Origin of the sequence: Mucilaginibacter aquaedulcis, from assembly GCF_030409325.1 — a bacterium.
Lineage (GTDB): Bacteria > Bacteroidota > Bacteroidia > Sphingobacteriales > Sphingobacteriaceae > Mucilaginibacter > Mucilaginibacter aquaedulcis.
The window spans coordinates 861,649-881,671 of record NZ_JAUFPR010000001.1 but is presented as its reverse complement, the minus strand read 5'-3'; the positions used below and the strand labels follow the sequence as shown (position 1 = coordinate 881,671).

At 40.6% G+C, this 20,023-nt stretch carries 20 protein-coding genes and 2 tRNA genes; 6 read left to right on the top strand and 16 right to left on the bottom strand.

Annotation, left to right across the window (positions count from 1 at the left end; translation table 11 throughout):
* Positions 1-31 precede the first annotated feature (31 nt).
* Positions 32-1,501, bottom strand: a complete 1,470-nt coding sequence (locus QWZ01_RS03655; RefSeq protein WP_290321870.1) for a ligand-binding sensor domain-containing protein — start codon at positions 1,499-1,501, stop codon at positions 32-34.
* 357 nt (positions 1,502-1,858) lie between these two features.
* Here QWZ01_RS03655 and QWZ01_RS03650 point away from each other — a divergent pair, with 357 nt between their 5' ends.
* The gene (locus tag QWZ01_RS03650) at positions 1,859-2,305 is read left to right on the top strand and encodes a DoxX family protein (RefSeq protein WP_290321869.1); all 447 of its coding nucleotides are present in this window, start codon (positions 1,859-1,861) and stop codon (positions 2,303-2,305) included.
* A gap of 1 nt (position 2,306) precedes the next feature.
* On the opposite strand, the gene QWZ01_RS03645 is transcribed toward QWZ01_RS03650, so the two are convergent.
* Positions 2,307-2,810: a cupin domain-containing protein gene (locus tag QWZ01_RS03645; protein WP_290321868.1), complete on the bottom strand. Its 504-nt coding sequence runs from the start codon at positions 2,808-2,810 to the stop codon at positions 2,307-2,309.
* A 107-nt stretch (positions 2,811-2,917) separates the two neighbouring features.
* Between QWZ01_RS03645 and QWZ01_RS03640 the strand changes: the two genes are divergently transcribed.
* Positions 2,918-3,799, top strand: a complete 882-nt coding sequence (locus QWZ01_RS03640; protein ID WP_290321867.1) for a hypothetical protein — start codon at positions 2,918-2,920, stop codon at positions 3,797-3,799.
* A 100-nt stretch (positions 3,800-3,899) separates the two neighbouring features.
* Here QWZ01_RS03640 and QWZ01_RS03635 read toward each other — a convergent pair whose 3' ends face one another.
* Both QWZ01_RS03635 and QWZ01_RS03630 read right to left on the bottom strand, forming a co-directional pair.
* Positions 3,900-4,979: a hypothetical protein gene (locus tag QWZ01_RS03635; protein ID WP_290321865.1), complete on the bottom strand. Its 1,080-nt coding sequence runs from the start codon at positions 4,977-4,979 to the stop codon at positions 3,900-3,902.
* A gap of 112 nt (positions 4,980-5,091) precedes the next feature.
* The gene (locus QWZ01_RS03630) at positions 5,092-5,466 is read right to left on the bottom strand and encodes a hypothetical protein (protein WP_290321864.1); all 375 of its coding nucleotides are present in this window, start codon (positions 5,464-5,466) and stop codon (positions 5,092-5,094) included.
* Between the two features lie 440 nt (positions 5,467-5,906).
* Between QWZ01_RS03630 and QWZ01_RS03625 the strand changes: the two genes are divergently transcribed.
* A complete protein-coding gene (locus tag QWZ01_RS03625; RefSeq protein WP_290321863.1) occupies positions 5,907-6,731 on the top strand; it encodes an SDR family NAD(P)-dependent oxidoreductase in 825 nt (274 codons plus the stop codon).
* Between the two features lie 59 nt (positions 6,732-6,790).
* Positions 6,791-7,687: a helix-turn-helix domain-containing protein gene (locus tag QWZ01_RS03620; protein ID WP_290321862.1), complete on the top strand. Its 897-nt coding sequence runs from the start codon at positions 6,791-6,793 to the stop codon at positions 7,685-7,687.
* Between the two features lie 100 nt (positions 7,688-7,787).
* On the opposite strand, the gene QWZ01_RS03615 is transcribed toward QWZ01_RS03620, so the two are convergent.
* Together QWZ01_RS03615 and QWZ01_RS03610 are read right to left on the bottom strand one after the other, a co-directional pair.
* Positions 7,788-8,513: a 3-keto-disaccharide hydrolase gene (locus QWZ01_RS03615; protein ID WP_290321861.1), complete on the bottom strand. Its 726-nt coding sequence runs from the start codon at positions 8,511-8,513 to the stop codon at positions 7,788-7,790.
* A gap of 300 nt (positions 8,514-8,813) precedes the next feature.
* On the bottom strand, positions 8,814-9,467 hold the full coding sequence (locus QWZ01_RS03610; RefSeq protein WP_290321860.1) for a WD40/YVTN/BNR-like repeat-containing protein: 654 nt from the start codon (positions 9,465-9,467) through the stop codon (positions 8,814-8,816).
* A gap of 103 nt (positions 9,468-9,570) precedes the next feature.
* On the opposite strand from QWZ01_RS03610, the gene QWZ01_RS03605 reads away from it, so the two are divergent.
* Positions 9,571-10,461, top strand: a complete 891-nt coding sequence (locus QWZ01_RS03605; protein WP_290321859.1) for a winged helix-turn-helix domain-containing protein — start codon at positions 9,571-9,573, stop codon at positions 10,459-10,461.
* A gap of 201 nt (positions 10,462-10,662) precedes the next feature.
* Here the strand turns inward: QWZ01_RS03605 and QWZ01_RS03600 are convergent, their stop codons facing one another.
* From QWZ01_RS03600 to QWZ01_RS03580, 5 genes are all read right to left on the bottom strand, one after another.
* Positions 10,663-10,920, bottom strand: a complete 258-nt coding sequence (locus QWZ01_RS03600; RefSeq protein ID WP_290321858.1) for a GIY-YIG nuclease family protein — start codon at positions 10,918-10,920, stop codon at positions 10,663-10,665.
* Positions 10,921-11,047: 127 nt separating this feature from the next.
* A tRNA-Leu gene (locus tag QWZ01_RS03595) sits at positions 11,048-11,132 on the bottom strand.
* Positions 11,133-11,273: 141 nt separating this feature from the next.
* Positions 11,274-11,346 (bottom strand) — tRNA-Gly (locus tag QWZ01_RS03590).
* A 246-nt stretch (positions 11,347-11,592) separates the two neighbouring features.
* Positions 11,593-12,330: an SDR family oxidoreductase gene (locus tag QWZ01_RS03585; RefSeq protein WP_290321857.1), complete on the bottom strand. Its 738-nt coding sequence runs from the start codon at positions 12,328-12,330 to the stop codon at positions 11,593-11,595.
* 153 nt (positions 12,331-12,483) lie between these two features.
* Positions 12,484-13,062 (bottom strand): Crp/Fnr family transcriptional regulator, encoded by a 579-nt coding sequence (locus QWZ01_RS03580; protein WP_290321856.1) that lies wholly within the window; start codon positions 13,060-13,062, stop codon positions 12,484-12,486.
* A 152-nt stretch (positions 13,063-13,214) separates the two neighbouring features.
* On the opposite strand from QWZ01_RS03580, the gene QWZ01_RS03575 reads away from it, so the two are divergent.
* The gene (locus QWZ01_RS03575) at positions 13,215-14,570 is read left to right on the top strand and encodes a serine hydrolase domain-containing protein (protein ID WP_290321855.1); all 1,356 of its coding nucleotides are present in this window, start codon (positions 13,215-13,217) and stop codon (positions 14,568-14,570) included.
* 3 nt (positions 14,571-14,573) lie between these two features.
* Here the strand turns inward: QWZ01_RS03575 and QWZ01_RS03570 are convergent, their stop codons facing one another.
* From QWZ01_RS03570 to QWZ01_RS03550, 5 genes are all read right to left on the bottom strand, one after another.
* On the bottom strand, positions 14,574-15,491 hold the full coding sequence (locus QWZ01_RS03570) for a bestrophin family protein (RefSeq protein ID WP_290321854.1): 918 nt from the start codon (positions 15,489-15,491) through the stop codon (positions 14,574-14,576).
* 131 nt (positions 15,492-15,622) lie between these two features.
* A complete protein-coding gene (locus QWZ01_RS03565; RefSeq protein WP_290321853.1) occupies positions 15,623-16,888 on the bottom strand; it encodes a Na+/H+ antiporter in 1,266 nt (421 codons plus the stop codon).
* A 135-nt stretch (positions 16,889-17,023) separates the two neighbouring features.
* Positions 17,024-17,452, bottom strand: coding sequence for an SRPBCC family protein (locus QWZ01_RS03560; RefSeq protein WP_290321852.1), 429 nt, complete (start codon positions 17,450-17,452; stop codon positions 17,024-17,026).
* Positions 17,453-17,561: 109 nt separating this feature from the next.
* The gene (locus QWZ01_RS03555; RefSeq protein ID WP_290321851.1) at positions 17,562-18,635 is read right to left on the bottom strand and encodes an acyltransferase; all 1,074 of its coding nucleotides are present in this window, start codon (positions 18,633-18,635) and stop codon (positions 17,562-17,564) included.
* 130 nt (positions 18,636-18,765) lie between these two features.
* On the bottom strand, positions 18,766-20,019 hold the full coding sequence (locus QWZ01_RS03550; protein WP_290321850.1) for a cation:proton antiporter: 1,254 nt from the start codon (positions 20,017-20,019) through the stop codon (positions 18,766-18,768).
* Positions 20,020-20,023 lie beyond the last annotated feature (4 nt).

The following is a 20,023-nucleotide window of genomic DNA, read 5'->3' as shown; positions in this document are numbered from 1 at the left end:
CCTAAGCATGAAACTGGTGAGCTTGAAGGGTTTATTTTTTCCTGATCCTTAACAGGCCGTTGGCGGTAGTTGAGTAAATGATACCTTTTGAATCCTGCACCAGCTGGTAAATTTTAAAGCCCGGTACAGCTGAGTTGGCATTATTGTAGTTTTCCCAGCCATTATTTAAATCAAACCTAACCAGGCCCGATTTATCAGTACCTATCCAAAGCACGTGTTCAAACTTATCATACAGCATAGTATTGATGCGGTTTGATGGCAGGCCCGAGTTTTTATCTGTATAGTGAAGCCATTTGCCATTGGGTTTTAGCACGGCTATGCCTTCCTTATCACTATCATCGCCGGTGGTGTTGTTGTAATCAACCAGCGAAAAGTAGATGTTACCTTTTTCATCCTCTACAGCCCCGGTTATGGTTACGTTTCTGAGCGGGGTTTTGTCCGAATCAAAAGTAGTGGCTATGGAGTTCCTGTCTATCATGATGCTGCCTTTTGATGTACTTATCCATAAATGTTTATGGCTGTCGTTGTAGGCATACAATACATTATTTGAGGGCAGTTCTTTGATAGCTCTTTTATTGATCACTACCACCTTATCATCGCGTTTTACTACAAGGCCTGTTTTGGTAGCGAAAAGCAGGTCGCCGTGGCGGCTGTTCAGGATGTTATTAACTCCCGAAGCCAGGAACTTCTGAAAATCATAGATCTGCCAGCCTGCATCGGTATATTTATATATTTTATCGTTGGCGTAAACCCACTTGGCATTATCCTTATCAACAGTTATGTTGTGAATGGCCGTTTCGATAATGAAAGGCGAGTTAAACTCGTTTATCGGGTCAAAGGTTGTGCCGTTGAAGCGGGTAAGGCCTTTATCGGTAGCATACCATAAAACATCGGCCTTATCAATGGCGCAATATTTACTTACGTTATCGGGCAGGGGCGAGTTATACCTGGTCCAGGTAATGAACTCATAGTTTTTGATGGATGGATTAGCATATGTTTGAGTGTTGTAAATCACCGGATCGCCGGGTGGTTTTAACTGGTCAAGGTCCATCCGCAGCATACGGCCGGAAATAGCACCGTAAGCAAAACGGAATATCACATTCACCGAGGCATTCACCGGTTTGCCATCAATTTTGGCGGGCTTCCAAATATTACCGTTCAGGAAACGTATCAGGTCGGCGGTTAAAGGGCTGTTGGTATTATCTGTATGGCTGTACACGCAGGGAAAACCATGCGTATCTATCAAAACCTGGAAAGTTATTGACCCGAAAGCCTCTTTAAGCGAATATTTACGATTGATGTTATCAGCAATGTAATCAAGGTTAAACTGATCGCAGGTAGCCTTTACATCGCCGCAATCCATGCAATAGTTTGATGGGTTACAGATATCAATAGTTTGCAGGAACAGGTTTTGTGCCGAAACCACAGAAGGCAAGGAGCTGATAAACAAGCAAATAAGCAGTAGCTTACGGATTTTAGCTGGGGGTAACAGTGTTAACATTAATTTTCTAAATTAAAGAAAGGAAATTCAAATCAGCAAGCAAATAGTAGTTAAATAATGTTAAACAGGATTACGGATAAAATCGATCACTTTAACGAATTGCAAAACAATAAATTATAATGACAATAAAAAAGCCTGATAAAGAAATGTATCGGTTTCTTTACTTAATAAAAGATGTTATTTGGTAAGATGCAGTGGCAAAATACGTTGATATTATAATGAATTATGCAGCCTTTTCAGTTACCGATTACCTGTTATCCGCCCCTTTAAATTCTGTATCACATCTTACCCCCGTAAAATATTTTATTGTGCGTAAGGATTATCAAACCGTTACGACTAAGTGAAAAATATATTCCTATGAGTAAAAAGTATGCCCAATGGGCACCGTTAGTATTACGCCTTATTATTGGGTTTGGCTTTATGCAGCATGGCTGGGCAAAATTGAGCAGAGGCACTGCAGGTTTTGAAAAACTACTGGTATTAACCGGTGTTCCATTTGCTCACATTAGTTCGTGGGTAGCGCCTTTGGTTGAACTTTTAGGCGGCTTCGCTATTTTTGTGGGGGCTTTTACATTCATTGTATCCATGCCACTTATTATTACCATGCTGGTGGCAATGTTCACCATTCAACTTAATTTTGGCTTCAGCTCGGTAAAAACTATTGGATTATCACCCACCGGGCCATTGTTTGGCCCGCCAGGATATGAAATTAACCTGTTATACATAGCCGGGCTCATTTCGTTAATGCTAACCGGATCGGGTAAGTTATCAATGGATAACATATTGGCCCGGAAAAAAGCATGATCTACTTATCCAGATAATCAGGCGGAAATAATTGCTGCCCGTATTTTTTTGCAAGAGCCTCAATAGCTTTTATAGCCTCGGCATCCATGGGTGGTGGAGGAGGGATAATGCCATTTATTACAGGTTTGCCAATTTCCATAAAAAAGGCTTCGAGGCCAGCTGGTACTACGGTGCATGTCATGTGGGCGGGTTTATCAGTTTTGTTTTTAAACTGGTGAACAATGCCGCCTTTGGGGATGGTAACTAATGCGCCCTTTTTAGCAATGTAAGTTCCGGCTTCAGATTTAAATTCAATTTCGCCCTCTATCACGTAAAAGGATTCTTGGAAATCCGCATGAGCATGCGGGCCGGGGCCGCCGCCAGGCGGGATCAAAAAATCCATTATGGCGAAAGCGCCATCGGTTTCGGCTCCCGTTACTAACATGCGGTAGGTATTGCCGGCCATCGAAATAATGGTTCCCTCCTCGGCAGATCTGGCTATTGGTGCGGGCTTGTTATTTTCCATAGTGGTTTAAATTATTTTATGCAAGATCCGGGTAACTGGTATGGCATAACTTATCAAAAAATAACATTAATTTTAACCCTGTTAACCAGATTCTATAATCGTTTTATATGAAAAGATATATTTTAGTGCTCTTTTTATTTCTTACTTTTTCGGGCTATGCACAAAATAGCATTAATAATTACAAATACGTAATAGTACCCGAAAAATACAGTTTCCTGAAAGAAAATGACCAATACTCGTTAAACAGCCTTACCAAATACCTTTTGCAGGATAGAGGCTTTACTACCTATATTGACAACGCCGAACTGCCTACCGAATTGGCAAACAATAAATGCAATGCCTTAACTGCCGACCTGCTGGAAAAAGGCGGCATGTTTACCACCAGTGTTACATTGTTATTAAAGGATTGCCACGGCAATATTGTTTTTAAAAGTAAAGAGGGTAAAAGCCGCGAAAAAGAATATAAGGTAGCCTATAACATGGCCCTGAGAGATGCTTTTACATCATTGGATGAGATTAAATACGCTTATAACGGTTCAACTACGGAGTCTGTTGCGGCTACCCAGCCTGCGGTTAGCACAACAACAGTTGCCGCGGCACCTGCCCAATCAACTGTTGCAACTACTGCGGCCGCATCACCTGAGCCTGTAAAGCAGGCACCTTCTGCAACAACACAAGTAAAACCGGATGTAGCTGCGGCAACAGTTGCCGCAACTACCGCTACTGCAACAAAAGCTATTAAGGCAACCGCAGAGCCAACGCCTCCGGCCGCTGGAACATTACATGCCCAGGCCATACCAAACGGCTTTCAATTAATTGACACTACCCCCAAAATAGTTTTAACGTTGCTGAAAACCTCTGCCGAAAATTATTATATAGCCAACAGCGCCACTGCCAATGGTATAGTTTTGAAAAAGAACCAGGACTGGTTTTTTGAATATTACAAAGGCGGAACGCTTGTTTCTGAAAAATTGCAGGTTAAGTTTTAAAGAATAATTTCGCTGTTACCGCAATTGAACGCTTGCGGTAACAGCTATTGGGCATAATTTGCACTATGTTTAAATTTAGAGACTGTGATGTTTTTTCTTTTTAAGATTGTTTATGATAATTCTCCATTTCATCAAATCCCAAAATACTTAAATAAAAGCCATCTTCTGGATTTAGTGATAAAGTAAGCCAATAAAGAGTCAGTTGTTCTGGATCATCGATATTTTGGAGACCGTGATTTTGATTTATGAACCAGCTTCTACCAATCCAGTAAGAATCCTCATCTATTATGTCAATTTCGTGCGCCTGCATTTCTGCATATCCTGAACTATCTACACCATATATATTAACTAACTTGTCCACCAGTTGGATAACCGATGAAGAGTCGGGTTGTTGTTTTGTTCCATAAGTTACCAATAATGACTTAGTATTGGCCTTAGATTTTTCTTTACCTACTAATCTTATCGTGATCGACTCAAAAATGTGAAATTCAGGCGGGTTGACTTGATAGATATAATCTATGAATTTGATATTACCATCTTCAATAATAGACTTAGTGTATGTTTCTTTTGTGTTAAGTAATTCGTTAATATTATGGTTTAGGAGATTTATTAATGTTCCTTTTTTGCGAATTTGGATATCAATAGTCTTTTCTTTGCTATAGGTAACAATGAAGACCAATTCCCTAAGAGGATCGATCTTGTAGTTTAAAGTAAATCCAAAACGACCGTTTTGCCAATAATGCAAAATCTCATCGGTTTTACTATCATATCTTCCGTTCGAGAGTGCCATGACCTTTCCGGTATCAAAGAATGTTGAATATTTAGGAGAATAATGAATGCCCTCTCCTAAATTTATTCGTAACCTTTCAAAAAGATCCAAAACTTTTCTTAACTCCAGTACCTCTTCATTAAACATCAGTCTAATCGTGCCATCATCATGGTGTTTGATTATGAGGCTATGGAAAAGATTAAAGAAATTTTTCCCGAAAACCATTTCAACTTTGTTTACGCCGATCGCGATATCGCCAGGATTACTCAAAATTTGATCAAAGGTTGCTTTTTGCAAATCGTTAGATTTCAAATCAAGCGCTGATAGATAGTTCCAATTTTGAGTATTAGCATAATTTAAAAAAGTTGATAACGACAAAGGCGGTTTGTATTTAAATAGATTCCCAAACATGATAAGGCTTATTTGAGCCTTAAGATACAACCTTTTGATTGAATAGTAATGTAAATACACATCAAATTTCGCTGTTACCGCAATTGAACGCTTGCGATAACAGCGAGGTTTTTTAATAGCGCACCACTGCCGATTCCTTTACAATCTGCCATCTGCCGGATAGATATTCCCAGATCACGGTAAAAAATTTCCTGTTTAGTTTACCATCAAATACCAATTCGCGGGTTATAACCACCATGCCCATGTTTTCGTCACATACAGCATAATGATATTCCGTTTTGGATGAAATAGGATCGGCATTTGAATCTCTGTTTTCCCTGATGAAACTAACAAGCTGTTCTTTGTTCATGGTATCTACCACACCGTTCTCATCAACCTTAACTATCAGTAAATTATCGGCATAAGCTTTTATTACATACTCCAAATCAAAATGAGTGGCCCTGTCAATAAGTTCTTTAGTTAATTCAATTAATTGTTCGCTGGTCATTGCTAAATTTTTAATGATTAATTATTGAGTTTTAGTTGAAAGTGTTTTTTTAAAACACCAATCAATAAAACGGCGGTTGCAATGCTTGTGCCGTTAAGCAATTTTCTGAAAGTCAATTATTTGATAATATTATAAGGATTGGCTTACACTGAATATCGACAAAAGCCGGGACGAAGTCACTAAATACAGTGCTTATAGGGAGCTTATAACCGTTAATATCTGGCTTGAACCTTCGGCCTAAATTGAACAGGTTTTTGGTATATGGATTAGTAATGGTTCTATCACATTGATATTCCGGGAAACAAAAAACGAACGGATATAAAAACAAAAAGTCCTCTTAGGGTAAATCCCTGGTTAAACAAATATGTATCCAATATTCAGCAATATGTATAAGCCGCAGGCGCCGGTTGCCGGTAGTTTTGTGTTATAAAATATTGAATATGAAATCTAAAGTAATTTTAATAACAGGCGCATCCCGGGGATTGGGTAAAATATGGGCCGAAGCATTTTTAAAACGCGGCGATAAAGTAATTGCCACCGCACGTAATATTGATTCATTAAAAGATCTGGTAACAACATACGGGGAGGCCATTTTGCCCATCCAGTTGAATGTAAATGACCGCGAACAGTGTTTTGCTGCTGTAAAACAGGGGAATGAATATTTTGGAAGTATCGACGTTTTAATTAATAACGCCGGTTATGGGTTGTTTGGCGCCATTGAGGAAACCAGCGAACAGGAGGCCAGGGATCAGTTTAATACCAATGTATTTGGTTTGTTATGGATGACCCAGGCCGTTATTCCTTATATGCGGGAGCAAGGTCAGGGACATATATTGCAGATATCAAGTTTGCTGGGTGTTGTGGCAGGATCTGTTTTAGGTATATATAATGCATCCAAATGGGCAATAGAGGGCCTAAGTGAAAGCCTTGCCGTCGAAGTAAAAGCGTTCGGCATTAAGGTAAGTATTGTTGAACCCAATGCATTTGGTACAGATTGGAGCGGAGATTCGGCTGTTAGGACAAAATCTGTTGTTGCGCATTACGACGAAATCAAGGATTCATTTTACAGCTATTTTAAACCGGAAATGATCGGCATTCCTGAAGCTACCGTACCGGCCATTTTAAAACTGGTTGATAGTGAAGAACCGCCTTTACGCTTGTTTTTAGGAAAAATGGCTTTGCCACGGGTACAACAGGTTTATACCGAGCGCTTGGCGGTTTGGGATTCATGGAAAGAAGTTTCGGCGGCGGCACATGGTCATTAATTAGTTAATTTTAAAATGAAGCGGTGTACTTGTAATTAGGGTATCTTATCTTTATAAAAATGAAGCATTATAAAAGTTTAAGTGAATTGCATAAAGCCAGGGGCTGGCCAATTCCCGAAAACCCCTTGCTGAGCTTGGTTACATGTGTTGAAACATGCCCGGTGAGGGCGGGTATTGAACAAAACGAGTATACAACCGATTTTTATACCATTGCGTTTAAGAAAATACTTTCGGGCAGTGTTTATTATGGCCGTACAAAGTATGATCATAATGAAGGTTCGCTGATCTACATAAAGCCAGGTCAGGTTACCGAGTTTAAGAACATTGTTTTGGAAGGCAGCGGATTTTCGATCATGTTTCACCCTGATCTCCTGAATGGAGAGCAGTTGCATCAAACCATCAAAAAATATAGTTTCTTCGAGTACGAAACCAACGAAGCGCTTCATATTTCGCCCCGCGAAGAAGAAATTATGTGGGAACTGTTCAGAAAGGTAGAAACAGAATATAACAACAACCAGGACGAGTACAGCAAATCCATTATGCTTGGTCATATTGAATCTATGTTGAAATATTCGCAGCGTTTTTATAAGCGGCAATTCCTTAACAGGGGTAAGCTTTCGGGTAAAGTGGTTTCTAAATTTAATGAGGCTATTCAACAATACTTTGAACAAGGTGCATTACAAACAGATGGCTTACCAACTGTTGCCGCTATTGCTGCACAGCTAAAAATGTCGCCTCATTATCTCAGCGATTTATTAAGGCAGGAAACAGGAAAGCCGGCAATTGATCACATTCACAGCTACCTCATTTCAGAGGCAAAAAACCTGCTGATAGGTGCCGACCTTAACGTGGCACAGATAGCCTATCAGCTTGGATTTGAAAACCCGCCGTATTTTTCGCGGCTTTTCAGAAAACAAACAGGTTTTACACCCGTTGCTTACCGCAATCAGCATTAATCAAAAGCCCTGATACAAATATGTATCAGGGCTTTTATACTTTCATTCCGTTAAGCAATTTCAAATGATTTGAATGAGAGCCGCTCTGTTCAATAGCTCCCTATAGTTCCTTTATTTTGATATTTCTGAATGCAATGCCCGTGGCCCAGTCTTGCAGAACAAGATGACCGCTGATATGCTTGCCATATTCAGGGAATCCGTGAAAATGCGAATCCGCCACTTTTTTTGCCCAGGCTTTGGAAGTAAAGTCTTCCTGCGTGGTGAGTATGCCGTTAAGGTAAAACTGCACTTTACCATCCTTTTGTATTATCTCCGAATGGTTCCAGGTATTTTCGGGTTTGGTTTTAGCCGGCTTTTTTTGAGAGGTCATTCCAAATAAACATCCTGAACGGTATTGCGGTTTAACAAAGTCAGGGTTGGCATTATCCAGTAATTGATATTCCGGACCCGATGCCCAGCCTGTCGGGACATCTTTTCTTTCAATAACGTTAATAAAAACGCCGCTGTTTCCGCCTTTTGGCAGTTTCCAGTCAAATTTCAGATCATAGTTTTTATACTCCTTATCGGTAACCAAGTCGCCCGGACCTGTTTTATCCGCAGCATCGCAAAATAGTTCGCCATCCTTAGCCTTCCATACGGTGAATGCGCCGGGGGTGTTATACAAATGCCAGCCGCTGGTGGAGTTTCCGTCAAACAATAACTTCCAGCCCTGATCTTTTTCTTTTGCAGAGAGCTTATTGTTTGGGTCTGCGTTGAAGGAATAGCAAGTAAAAATAGCTGCCGATACAGCCATAATGGATAAACATTTGGTGAAATTCTTCTTCATAATTCTTAGGTACTGATTTGGTAGGATGAATTTGCAAATAATTTTATTAGGATTGGTAAGGTTTAACGCTAAGAAATTATATGGTATTCGATATCCGAAGTCAGAGACTTCGGATGCACTATGCCGGTAGTCTCCAGACTACCAACTATATAAAAACAAAAGCCCTGATACGGGCTTGTATCAGGGCTTTGCACGCAGAACGGACATCCTTCACGAACTGCTAATAATTTAACAGAACTTGGTTAATGTTGTGAATTTTCTCCAGAATACACTGCCTATTCATTCATTAAAATGGAAATTTCAGCATCCGGCACTACCTGCCACCGCATACAATACATTATCAGAAACATATATCTTAAATACACTTTTAGGTTCACTGAGGGGCCTATCTAATATTGGAATAAATATAAAGTCGTTTTTATCAACGCCGGGATGAACCTTAGTCCAGGTTTTACCCATATCAGATGACCGGAATATACCATCGGTATTACCACATATTAAATATTTACCCGTTTGTTTTATTGATGAAATAAATGGAGAAGGGCGAAGTCCTTCATCAATAGCTTGCCAGGTTTTTCCTTTATCCAATGAAATGCGTATCCTCCTGGATTTAGTTTCTGTGTTGTAAGATATAGCAGCAAATCCACCTTCTATACGTTCAACAGCTATACCGACGCCACCCTCGCTTATAACCCATTGCCAGTGTTGGCCATTATCTGTTGAACGCTTAATGCCTTTTGAACCTGTAGCAATCATAACCCCATCTGATTGCACTACAGTTACCGGCTTTTCAATTTCAGCGATGTCTTCGCGACTGTCCTGCCATGTTTGGCCACCATCAACAGATTTGAGAACAGCCTCTTTTTCTTTAAGCACAAATGAATTTAGTAGAAACAATACCAGGAGGATGGCTGGAGCAAACACAAGGAATGTTTTCATTTTTTTATTTTTCATATCCTATAAATTTTAATTCAGCGAAATTACTTCGATGTTTTTTGGCGCAGGGAGTTTGGATTGTAAATAAAAATGTAAACTTTGTAAATAAAAACTTGACACTATGCATCTTAGCCGAAATTTCCTCGCCGGGAAACGCAAATATCTGCTCGGATTGATATTACTTGTGTTTACTGCTATAATGTGTGTGGCTTTCAGTATGACCGGCAGTGATGACTTTGCTATCGCCAGAAGGGAAGTTTTGCTCCGCAGGATCGGAGATGAACTATTTTTACAATCTGGCGATTCTACGTCAAGGGTGCTCCCGGTAAAAAAGATCGCAGAAGATGAATACCAAATCGGGTTTGAAAACGACCTTACTTTTCAACCAGACTCCCTGGTGAATACTACCCAACGTTTGTTAGCCAAAGACCCGCTTACCAATGATTACATTGTTAATGTTCTGAATCGTGGCGACGCCAGTGTAGCCTATGGATTTGCCATATCTGGAAATAAAAAAGATGATATTATAGCATGTAAAGGAAGGAAGCAACCGAAGGCATCTTATATGATCAATATTAAATTCAAACCGACAGGAATAAATAAAACAAGAAATAGATATCTGCTGGGCGGCCTGCCATTTTTAGCATTTGTTGGTTTTATTTTTTTGAGATTGATTAAACCGGGTAAATCAACGCCTGGAGATCAAAATACCGGCGTGTTAACGTTGGGCTCGGTGTTGTTTGATGTAAAGAATAGGCAATTAACAATAAATGGAAATACCATAGACCTGACCGGAACAGAAACGCGTATACTGCGAATTTTAGCGTTGTCTGCCAACGAGACTATAGCAAGAAGCCGGCTGCAAAAAGAGATCTGGGAAGATGAAGGTGTTATTGTGGGGCGTAGCCTGGATATGTTCATATCAAAACTCAGGAAAAAATTGGAACCTGATCCGAATATTAACATTGTTGTTATAAGGAGCAAAGGATATAAGCTTGAAGTTAACTCTTGAGGAAAACCGTTACCAGAAAACACCCGCTGTCCGAAGTCTCCGACTTCGGATGCACTATGCTCATAGTCTTCAGACTACCAAACGATATAAAAACAAAAAGCCCTGATACGCCAGTATCAGGGCTTTGTACTCAGAGCCCCGATCTAATCGGGGCACCCCTTTTACGGAAACACGATTAGATCAAAACGGTATATTGATTCATCAGTTTTCCTTTGATGAGTTTGAAATAAGCTTATCAATAAAAACACGACTTTTCATCGATTTGATATATAGCTCCCGAGAATTAGCTTCTGATTTGGTTTTGTATGTTTCAAAATATTTAATAATCCAGGGCCCCTTGTTTTTTGTAGCATTTACTTTTCCTCTGTTATGTCGTTCTAATCTTTCATCAATATTTGATGTGTGTCCAATATAGTATCTGCCACTTTTAACAGACTGTATAATATAAGTGTAAAACATAAAACGAATATAAAAACAAAAGCCCACTGTCCGAAGTCTCTGACTTCGGATGCACTATGCCCATAGTCTTCAGACTACCAAACTATATAAAAACAAAAAGCCCTGATACGCCAGTATCAGGGCTTTGTACTCAGAGCGGGAATCGAACCCGCACTCCGTTTACGGGAACAGGATTTTAAGTCCTGCGTGTCTACCAGTTCCACCATCTGAGCGGATGAACCTTTTTTTAAATATGCAGACCGGTACTCCTTTACGGGAACCCCGATTTAAATCGGGGCATCTACCAGTTCCACCATCTGAGCAGGCGGTTAACCTTTAAAAATAAAACCCTTCTTTTTGATGGAAGGGCTTTGAGCGAAAGACGAGATTCGAACTCGCGACCCCGACCTTGGCAAGGTCGTGCTCTACCAACTGAGCTACTTTCGCGTTGGGAGTGCAAATATAGACAGAAAAGTAAATTCTGCAAGAGGAAAAATAAAATCTGTTAAATATATCCGCAAAAAAGTAGTTTTTTCGGAATAAAAAGATGCCGTTTATGCATTTAAAAAGGCTTTAATAAGTATTAGGTATAGGTTTAAAAAATCGCAAACCGCTATTAATCATGTTATAACAACAAGGGCTTTCCTGTTACCAGAAAAGCCCTTATTGCTAAAGCGAAATTATTTGAAAAAATTATATCTGAGCGGTTCCGCCGTCAACAAATAATTCAATGCCGGTAATAAAGCTTGAATCGGACGAGGCCAGGAACAAGGCCACAGTGGCGATTTCCTCAGGCTGACCAACACGGCCCAGCGGAATCTGGGCGGCAAATGAATCAATAACTTCCTGTGGTACACCATCAAAAGTATTGGTTAAAATGGTACCTGGGCTCAATACATTCACCCTTATTTTTCGTGCCTTAAGCTCAACGGTCCAGGTTCTGGCCAGTGAACGTACGGCAGCTTTACTGGCATTATAAACACCCATGCCCTCCAAGCCTTTTACAGATGCTATTGAACCTGTCATGATGATAGAAGCACCTTCATTCAATATCGGTAAAGCTTTTTGTATAGTGAATATGGTTCCCTTCACATTCACATCAAAGGTTTTGGCATAAATTTCTTCGGTTACGGTGCCAATGGGTACGCCAAAATCACCTACGCCCGAGCTGGCGTACAGGATATCTATATTTCCCTTTTCGGCCTTAACAACCTCGTATAAATGATCCAGATCATCCAGGTTGGCCGAGTCGGCACGTACGCCGGTAACATTGCGGCCTATTTCTTTAACAGCTGCATCTAATTGTTCCTGCCTGCGGCCGGTGATAAATACGTATGCACCTTCTTCAACAAATAATTTTGCGGTGGCTAAGGCCATGCCGCTGGTAGCTCCGGTTATTACAGCTACTTTATTTTCTAATTTTCCTGACATTTTCTTTTGTGTTTATGTGTCATCCATTCATCCGGATAACAATACAAAGGTGGGGGCAAAACGCCCGAAAAAAAATGTCATTTGACACAAAATATAATGGTTTATTATTAATAAAGTTAGAAGGTCATAAAAGTATTTAATTGGTATTCAGGATTATTTATGTGCAAACTGTTTGCGGATACGATTTAGGGTTTCGCGTGAAATACCGAGGTATGAAGCGATCATATACAATGGCACACGGTTAAATATGTTAGGGAATGACTGAATAAAATTCTGATATTTTTCCTCAGGAGTATAACTGATGGCTATGTGTATCCTGTTTTGTGTGGCGTTAAAGCTTCGGGCCAGTGTCCGTTCTTCAAAGGCACGGAGCTCGGGGATTTTTATTTTCAGTTCATTGAAGGTGTCTTTGGTCCAAAGTAAAAGCTCGCTATCTTCCAGGCAGTCAATATAACTTTTCGATGGCAGGCCCGTGGTCAGGCTTTCACGGTCGCTTATCCACCAATCCTCAACCGCAAATCGTATAATATGTTCGGCCCCGTCGTTACCGGTACGGTATTGTCTTAAACAACCCTTAACTATAAAGGTGTTATAGCGCGATACTTCTCCCTCCTGCAACAGGTATTGTTTTTTCTTTAGTTTTTTTTGGATGCTGGCAGCCAGGATCATTTCCAGCTCATCGGGGGTAAGGTTTGCCTTTTCAGTAATATATCTTCGGAAACTTTCAAACATTGCATTAACGTTACTCGCCAAAACTATTTAATTATGCGTGCAGAATAAATATACCGCATCTATTTGAAATTGGGGTGACAGATGGGGGTTTTAGTACTTATATTTATTCGTTATCAAATAACAACTTAAATCTTATTAACATCTACGAAACTATGAAATGTAAACTTTTAATTATTGCATTGGTCGCCGTTTTATTTAGCCAATGTACAGTTGCCCAAACACCTGTATTTAATAAAGCCAAAATGGATAGCCTGATGGATATACTGGCGACCAATAATAAAGCTATGGTTAGCGTGGCCCTCAGGCAAAATGGCAAACTTATATATAGCAGAGCGATAGGTTACAGCACAATAAATGGGAGCCAAAAGGAAGCCGCCACAACCAGTACCCATTATCGTATCGGTTCTATTTCTAAAATTTTTACTTCGGTAATGATATTTCAGTTGATAGAGCAGGGTAAGCTTCAATTGACTACACCATTGGCGCGGTATTTTCCGGATATACCCAATGCCAATAAAATTACCATCGCCCAAATGCTTAATCACAGCAGCGGTTTACACAATTTTACCAACGATAGCAATTATGTGGTTATCGCCAGTAAAAACTTAACACATGCTGATCTGCTATCTGTATTTAAGAAAAACAAATCTGATTTTGAACCAGGCACCAAACATTCATACAGTAATACAGCGTTTGTGTTACTGGGTTATATCATAGAAGCAATTGATAAAAAACCGTACGCCCTTGCCTTGAAAGATAGGATAGTAAATAAAATTGGCCTGCCTGATACATATTACGGAGGTAAAATAGATGAGACAAAACAGGAAGCACAATCTTATAACTGGCAGGATAATAACTGGAAAAACGTTACAGAAACAAATATGAGCATTCCGGGTGGAGCCGGGGCACTTGTTTCAAACCCAGCAGCACTTACACAATTTATGGATGCGCTGTTCACTGGTAAGCTGATAAGTGATAGTAGCCTTACTCACATGAAAACGATTAAAGATGGTTATGGTATGGATCTGATCATGTACCCCTTTTACAGTAAAAAAGGCTTTGGCCATAATGGCGGTATCGATAATTTTCTATCGCAGGCTATCTATTTTCCGGAAGAAAAACTGGCTACGTCCTATACGGCTAATGGTGTTAATACCTCATTAAATGATATGATGATAGGGGTGCTGAGCATAGTTTTTAACCGGCCATATACCCTGCCTGCTTTTACTCCGGTAACTACCATAAAACTCAAATCGGCCGATTTAGATAAGTACCTTGGGGTGTATGCGGGTAATGGGCTTCCCATTAAAATTACAGTCACTAAAAATAACGCTACTTTAATGGCACAAGGTACCGGTCAGTCGTCGTTTCCGTTAGAGGCAATTACAGCGAATGAGTTTCAATTTGTTCAGGGTGGCATCATAATGGTATTTGATACTACAGCCAATAAGCTTACCCTGAAACAAAGTGGCCAAACTTTTATCATGACCCGCGAGAAACAAGAGTAAATATCAGTCAACAATATAACCCTGCCTGGCTGGTTGATCGGGCAGGGGCTTTTCGGCCATTTCTAATAGGGTGGTTTCTATCATGAGGCACATAGCGTTGAGGGCAAGATCGTTTACTTCCAGGCCAAAAGGTTCCTCTATTTCATCGGCTATAGCTTCGAGTGCTACAAACGTATAGGCAATAAAAGTTACAATAAGAGGGGTAAACCAGCCCAGGCTATCAACAAAACCAAAGGGCAATAAAAAGCAATAAACATAAACAGTACGGTGCAATAGTACACGATAAGTATATGGGATGGGGGTAGAGGCTATACGTTCGCAACCGCCCACAATATCTGATAATTTGCTAAAGTTATCATCAAAAGCCGTTTGTATAATAGAATCTATCTTACCCTGTTCTTTCGTGGTTTGAACCCACATGGCCATCTGCTTCATGAGCATAACAGGTTTATATATGGCTGTACTTAGTTCACCAGCGAGCTCGGCAGGTAATCTTTTTTGCATATCGCTTGCGGCATCAGTATGCCTTAGCTGGTGTTTCAGGGCATAAGTAAATGCAATGAGGTAATTGATAAAGGTGGCCGTTTCCTTACTTTCTGCAGGGTAACCGCTAAGCGTGAGCGCCTGGCGGGCCAGTGAGCGGGTATCATTAAGCAAAGCTCCCCAAAGTTTGCGGGCCTCCCAAAACCGTTCATAACTGGCATTGTTCCTGAAGCCTAAAAACAAGGCCAGGGCTATGCCAAACAAGGTGAACGGCGCCGGGTTAAGCGGAATTTTATAATGAAATAAAGTGCCTTTGAAAAATACGATACTTACGGATAGTACAAACAGCATGATCAAACGTGGTAGCACCTTTGGCAATACGGAGCCCTGCCATATAAAAAGCATCCTGAACCAGTTCTCGTTTTTTCTGATGATCATATTGTGGCGGGATATGCTAAACTATTTTACTGTGAATATCCGAAATTGTATTTAAAAACGAACCACAAAATGGCTGTGAGAAGAGCTATCATAGATCATTTTATTTTTCATGTGTTAACCATCATCGGCAATCAACTTGTTGCGGCCTTTTCATCTTTTGTTTTCAGGAGTTTTACCAGCCATGGCAGGGTTAGGCCCTGCCCGATGAGCGTTAACAGCACCACCACTACCGAAATAAAAATAATAACATTACGCTGCGGGAATGGAGTTCCGTCGGCGAGTGTGGCCGGCAAACCTATGGCAATAGCCAGTGATACAATACCCCGCATGCCCGACCAGCTAATGATCAGGCTGCTTTTAAAATCGAGCAAGGCATCCTGCGTTATTTTACGTTTGCCTTTTGCAAAGGCTCGCTGCAGATCAACCTTTTGCGAAAACACACGCGCTATGCGCAGTACCAGTGCAACTACGGTGATGATAAATGAATAACCTATGTAGGGTAAGGCCTGTTGCATACTCAGGGTTTTTAATACAAAGGGAAACTGTAAACCGATGATGATAAAAATGAGTCCGTTGAGTAAAAAAATAATAATATCCCAGATTGATTTAGACTGGGTTTTTAATGCCTCCGGAAATACCTTATTGCTGAAACGGGCAATGCTTAAGCCCAGGATAACTACCGCGATGACCCCCGAAACATGCAAATCTTCGGCAACCAGATAAGTTACAAAGGGCATCAGTATCATGAAACTAATGGTTGCCAGGTTGTTTTGGTGTATCCGTTTAATAATAAAAGCCAGAATTTTACCCATTACCAAACCAACTATAAAGCCCCCGGCCAGCAAAATCAGGAATTGCAGCGAGGCTTTCCAGAATACAAATGCAGTGCCAGTAACCGCGGCAACTGCAAAACGATAAGCCACCAGTGCCGAGGCATCATTCACCAAACTTTCACCTTCCAGTATGGTATTGGTACTATGCGATAAGCCAAGACCTTTGGTAATGCTCATAGCTGCCACGGCATCGGTAGCCGAAAGTATGGCACCCAATACAAACGAAAGCGGCCAGGTCATGCCGGGAATAAGGTAATGAGCGGCAACCGCTATACCCGATGCTGTTATAAAAACCAGCGAAATGGCCAATACACCTATAGTATTGATATTGGTTTTAAACGTTTGGTAAGAGATATTAAAGGCAGCATCGTACAATAAAGGCGGCAGAAATATCAGGAAAACGATTTCCGGATTGAGTTCAATATTGGGTAATGTGGGGATAAAACCGATGGCTATACCTGCCACAATAAGTATAATAGGATAGGGGAGTTTAATTTTATCGGCAATAGCCGAGAGGCCTATCATAATGGCCATGATGAATATAACGATGCTGTAGTTTTCCATAAATATACTTACAGCTTTAAAACGTCGTAAGCGCGTTCTGGTTTTTTAACCGGCCAGGTTAATAGGTTAAGGTTATAAGTAAAAATCAATACCGCCCTGTCATTAACCAGAGCGGTATTAAAAAATGATTGTTTATTAAGAGTGGGCTTCCGCGTATTTTTTAAAGTTATCAAGAATAGCCTGCCAGCCGCCGCGTTGCATTTCAATAGGGTTTGTATTTTCCGGATCAAAGGTTTCGGTAATTTTTGTAGCACCACCAGTACTTTCAAAAATTACACTAACCTTCCGGCCATCATCCATAGTATATTCAATGAGGCTATTGTCTTGCACATTGGTGTAAGTGCCTCCAAAATCAAAGCTGAAGCTGCCATCTTTAGCGGCCATAGTTGTTTTGAATGTGCCGCCGGTGCGTGGATCATTATCTGCATAAGGAGCATGCCAGTCGTCTGATGCATGTGCCCATTTGGTAATGTGTTCCGGATTATTCCAAAATTCCCAAACTTTTTGAACAGGCGCGTTTACTGTTGCTGCAACTGTTACTGTGGTGTTATTTACTGTTTCCATAAATTTAATTGTTGAGTAGTTTTATTGAAATAAAGGTAGGGCAACATTTTAAAAAACGGAGGGTGTAATTACGACAAATAAAGGGTGTAACTAAACCTTACAATAGTGATTATCCTACCAGCCATTTGCTTTTTGGTAAAAATGAAAGCAGTTTAACCACAATATATGTGCTTATAAATGTGCATGAAGCAATCAGCGGCACTTTAATTACCGCGCTGTCAAAATGTTTATCAAGCAGGGAATGATAAAAGTTAAGCAGCATAATATGGGCAAGGTAAATGCCATAGCTTTTAGCCGCAACATCAAATACCAACCTGTGAAACGCTGATGCAGTATTTTGAATACTGATGTTTTTAATGATCAGGAATACGCCAGCGGTCATCATAGCTACATTAATGGTTTCAAAGCTCCAGGTAAGCTCAAGGGTTTTTACAAATTTTTCTGTTGGCAGGCGGTTCAGGAAACCACCAACTGTGATAGCATAACCTGCTATAATGAGGATAGCGCCAACCACATAATTCCAGGGCCGGGGTTGCATGTGGAAACGTTTGATATAGTTAGCCAGCACCACATAACCTAAAAAGCCCGAAAAATAATACAGCATAGGGGTATTGTTCCAATAGGCCTCGCCCCATATCTCGGGGAATACTAAATGGATATAAGGCAGGCTGAAGGCAACGCCCCAAAGTATCAGGTAAAATTCCATACCTTTGCGGCTTGCGGTTTGTATCCATGGTGATATAATGGGGGCAAATAAGTACAAGCCCAGCAGCATATACACAAACCAAAGGTGACCAATATCTACACCATAATTAACCGGGATCTTGAGGATGTTAAATAGTACTGTACGCATATCGGCCCCTCCCATAAAATACTGGTACAAGGCATATAGTATACACCACAACACAAAAGGGATAGCAACACGGCTAAACCGCTTTTTAAAAAACGCGTTCACATCATTTACCGGGAAAAGAAAAAAGCCTGAGATCATGACAAATAATGGTACGCAGATGCGGCATATAGAGTTATACCAGTCAACCGCGTGGGCATCGGGTGTGTTGAGTACCATACCGCCATCACCTATGTAATAAAATTCGCCGGAGTGTACCTGGATCACCATATAACAGGCAATCACCCGTAAAACATCCAAACCATAGTTGCGTGCAGGCTTAACAGTAGTCATAATTGTGGTTATTGGACTGGTAAGATATTAAATTATAAATAATATTATGGCCGATATATCATAAAAAAAGCCGCCATTTTAATTGGCAGCTTCAGTAGATACTTACCAAGTATATTAAGGCAACTGATAGTTACGACACGGTTTGCAGCTGTTGATCTTTTAAAAAATAATGCTTCATGATGGGGCCCGAAATGATCATGGTTACCACGGTCATGACTACGAGCCCTTCAAACACAGGTTCACTAATAATTTTGGCCTGAAGCGCTAATAAACCAAGTACTATCTCCTGCGATCCGCGGGCGTTCATACCAAATGCAACGGCAATGGATTCGTTTTTGCTCATGCCGCTTATGGCGCTGCCAATACCGGCGCCAAGCAATTTGGCCAGGCAGGCAATAAACAGAATGATAATCACTATTTCCAGATTGAAATTAGCTATGAAATTAAGCCTTAACCCCACGGAGGCAAAAAAGAGCGGAGCTAATACGTTTATAGTGAACTGATGCAGTACGTGCTTGTGTTTTTCGGTAAAGTATTCGGAATCATTAATACCAACACCCACCAGGAAAGCACCGAATATACCCCGTACGCCGAGCCCTTCGGTAATGCATGCACTGATAAGGCAAAGGCAAACAGCCATGGTTAACACCCTTCCCGGCTTTTCTCCCAGGCCTGCAAAGGTCAGTAGTTTGTGAATCAGCCACCGGCCACCTGTTAACATAAAAACCGCGTAGAGCACAACTACACTAACCGACCAAAATGAGGCCTCACCTTTGCCAACATTCATCAGCTGAATGATGATCGAGAATAATATCCAGCCCAAAAAATCATCAACCATAGCAGCAGTTAGTACAATGTTACCTATGCGTGTGTTCAAAATATCCAGATCGAGCAGTATTTTGGTGATCACGGAAAGCGCTGTAATGGATAGCGCAGTACCGAAAAATAAGGAGGTGACTAATTGGTTATTTACACCATTTGCAAAATGGCTTTGGTACAGTAACCAAACGGAAATAAAACCGATGGCAAATGGGAATATAATACCCGTGAGGCTTATGCTGATGGCCTGCTTGCCATTTTGCCTTATTTGTTTCAGATCAACCTCAAAGCCGGCAATAAACATGAGCAAAATGATACCAATGTTAGCAATACCGTCAAATGCTTCAAAAGCATGTGGAGTTGAAATAAAAATATCCTTAAATACATCAGGAAGAAACAAACCTAACAGCGTAGGCCCTACGATAATGCCAGCGAAAATTTCACCGATGATAGCCGGTAATTTATACCTGCGGCATAGCTCTCCCAAAAGCCTTGCGGGTATCAGGATGATCAAAAGAATGAGGAGGAAATGAATGATCTCCGCTGAGTTAAGTTTTGAAACCATGTTT

Coding starts and splice junctions, on each gene's coding strand:
- QWZ01_RS03655 (WP_290321870.1), bottom strand. CDS start 1,501: ATGTTAACACTGTTACCCCCAGCTAAAATCCGTAAGCTACTGCTTATT.
- QWZ01_RS03650 (WP_290321869.1), top strand. CDS start 1,859: ATGAGTAAAAAGTATGCCCAATGGGCACCGTTAGTATTACGCCTTATT.
- QWZ01_RS03645 (WP_290321868.1), bottom strand. CDS start 2,810: ATGGAAAATAACAAGCCCGCACCAATAGCCAGATCTGCCGAGGAGGGA.
- QWZ01_RS03640 (WP_290321867.1), top strand. CDS start 2,918: ATGAAAAGATATATTTTAGTGCTCTTTTTATTTCTTACTTTTTCGGGC.
- QWZ01_RS03635 (WP_290321865.1), bottom strand. CDS start 4,979: ATGTTTGGGAATCTATTTAAATACAAACCGCCTTTGTCGTTATCAACT.
- QWZ01_RS03630 (WP_290321864.1), bottom strand. CDS start 5,466: ATGACCAGCGAACAATTAATTGAATTAACTAAAGAACTTATTGACAGG.
- QWZ01_RS03625 (WP_290321863.1), top strand. CDS start 5,907: ATGAAATCTAAAGTAATTTTAATAACAGGCGCATCCCGGGGATTGGGT.
- QWZ01_RS03620 (WP_290321862.1), top strand. CDS start 6,791: ATGAAGCATTATAAAAGTTTAAGTGAATTGCATAAAGCCAGGGGCTGG.
- QWZ01_RS03615 (WP_290321861.1), bottom strand. CDS start 8,513: ATGAAGAAGAATTTCACCAAATGTTTATCCATTATGGCTGTATCGGCA.
- QWZ01_RS03610 (WP_290321860.1), bottom strand. CDS start 9,467: ATGAAAAATAAAAAAATGAAAACATTCCTTGTGTTTGCTCCAGCCATC.
- QWZ01_RS03605 (WP_290321859.1), top strand. CDS start 9,571: ATGCATCTTAGCCGAAATTTCCTCGCCGGGAAACGCAAATATCTGCTC.
- QWZ01_RS03600 (WP_290321858.1), bottom strand. CDS start 10,920: ATGTTTTACACTTATATTATACAGTCTGTTAAAAGTGGCAGATACTAT.
- QWZ01_RS03585 (WP_290321857.1), bottom strand. CDS start 12,330: ATGTCAGGAAAATTAGAAAATAAAGTAGCTGTAATAACCGGAGCTACC.
- QWZ01_RS03580 (WP_290321856.1), bottom strand. CDS start 13,062: ATGTTTGAAAGTTTCCGAAGATATATTACTGAAAAGGCAAACCTTACC.
- QWZ01_RS03575 (WP_290321855.1), top strand. CDS start 13,215: ATGAAATGTAAACTTTTAATTATTGCATTGGTCGCCGTTTTATTTAGC.
- QWZ01_RS03570 (WP_290321854.1), bottom strand. CDS start 15,491: ATGATCATCAGAAAAAACGAGAACTGGTTCAGGATGCTTTTTATATGG.
- QWZ01_RS03565 (WP_290321853.1), bottom strand. CDS start 16,888: ATGGAAAACTACAGCATCGTTATATTCATCATGGCCATTATGATAGGC.
- QWZ01_RS03560 (WP_290321852.1), bottom strand. CDS start 17,452: ATGGAAACAGTAAATAACACCACAGTAACAGTTGCAGCAACAGTAAAC.
- QWZ01_RS03555 (WP_290321851.1), bottom strand. CDS start 18,635: ATGACTACTGTTAAGCCTGCACGCAACTATGGTTTGGATGTTTTACGG.
- QWZ01_RS03550 (WP_290321850.1), bottom strand. CDS start 20,019: ATGGTTTCAAAACTTAACTCAGCGGAGATCATTCATTTCCTCCTCATT.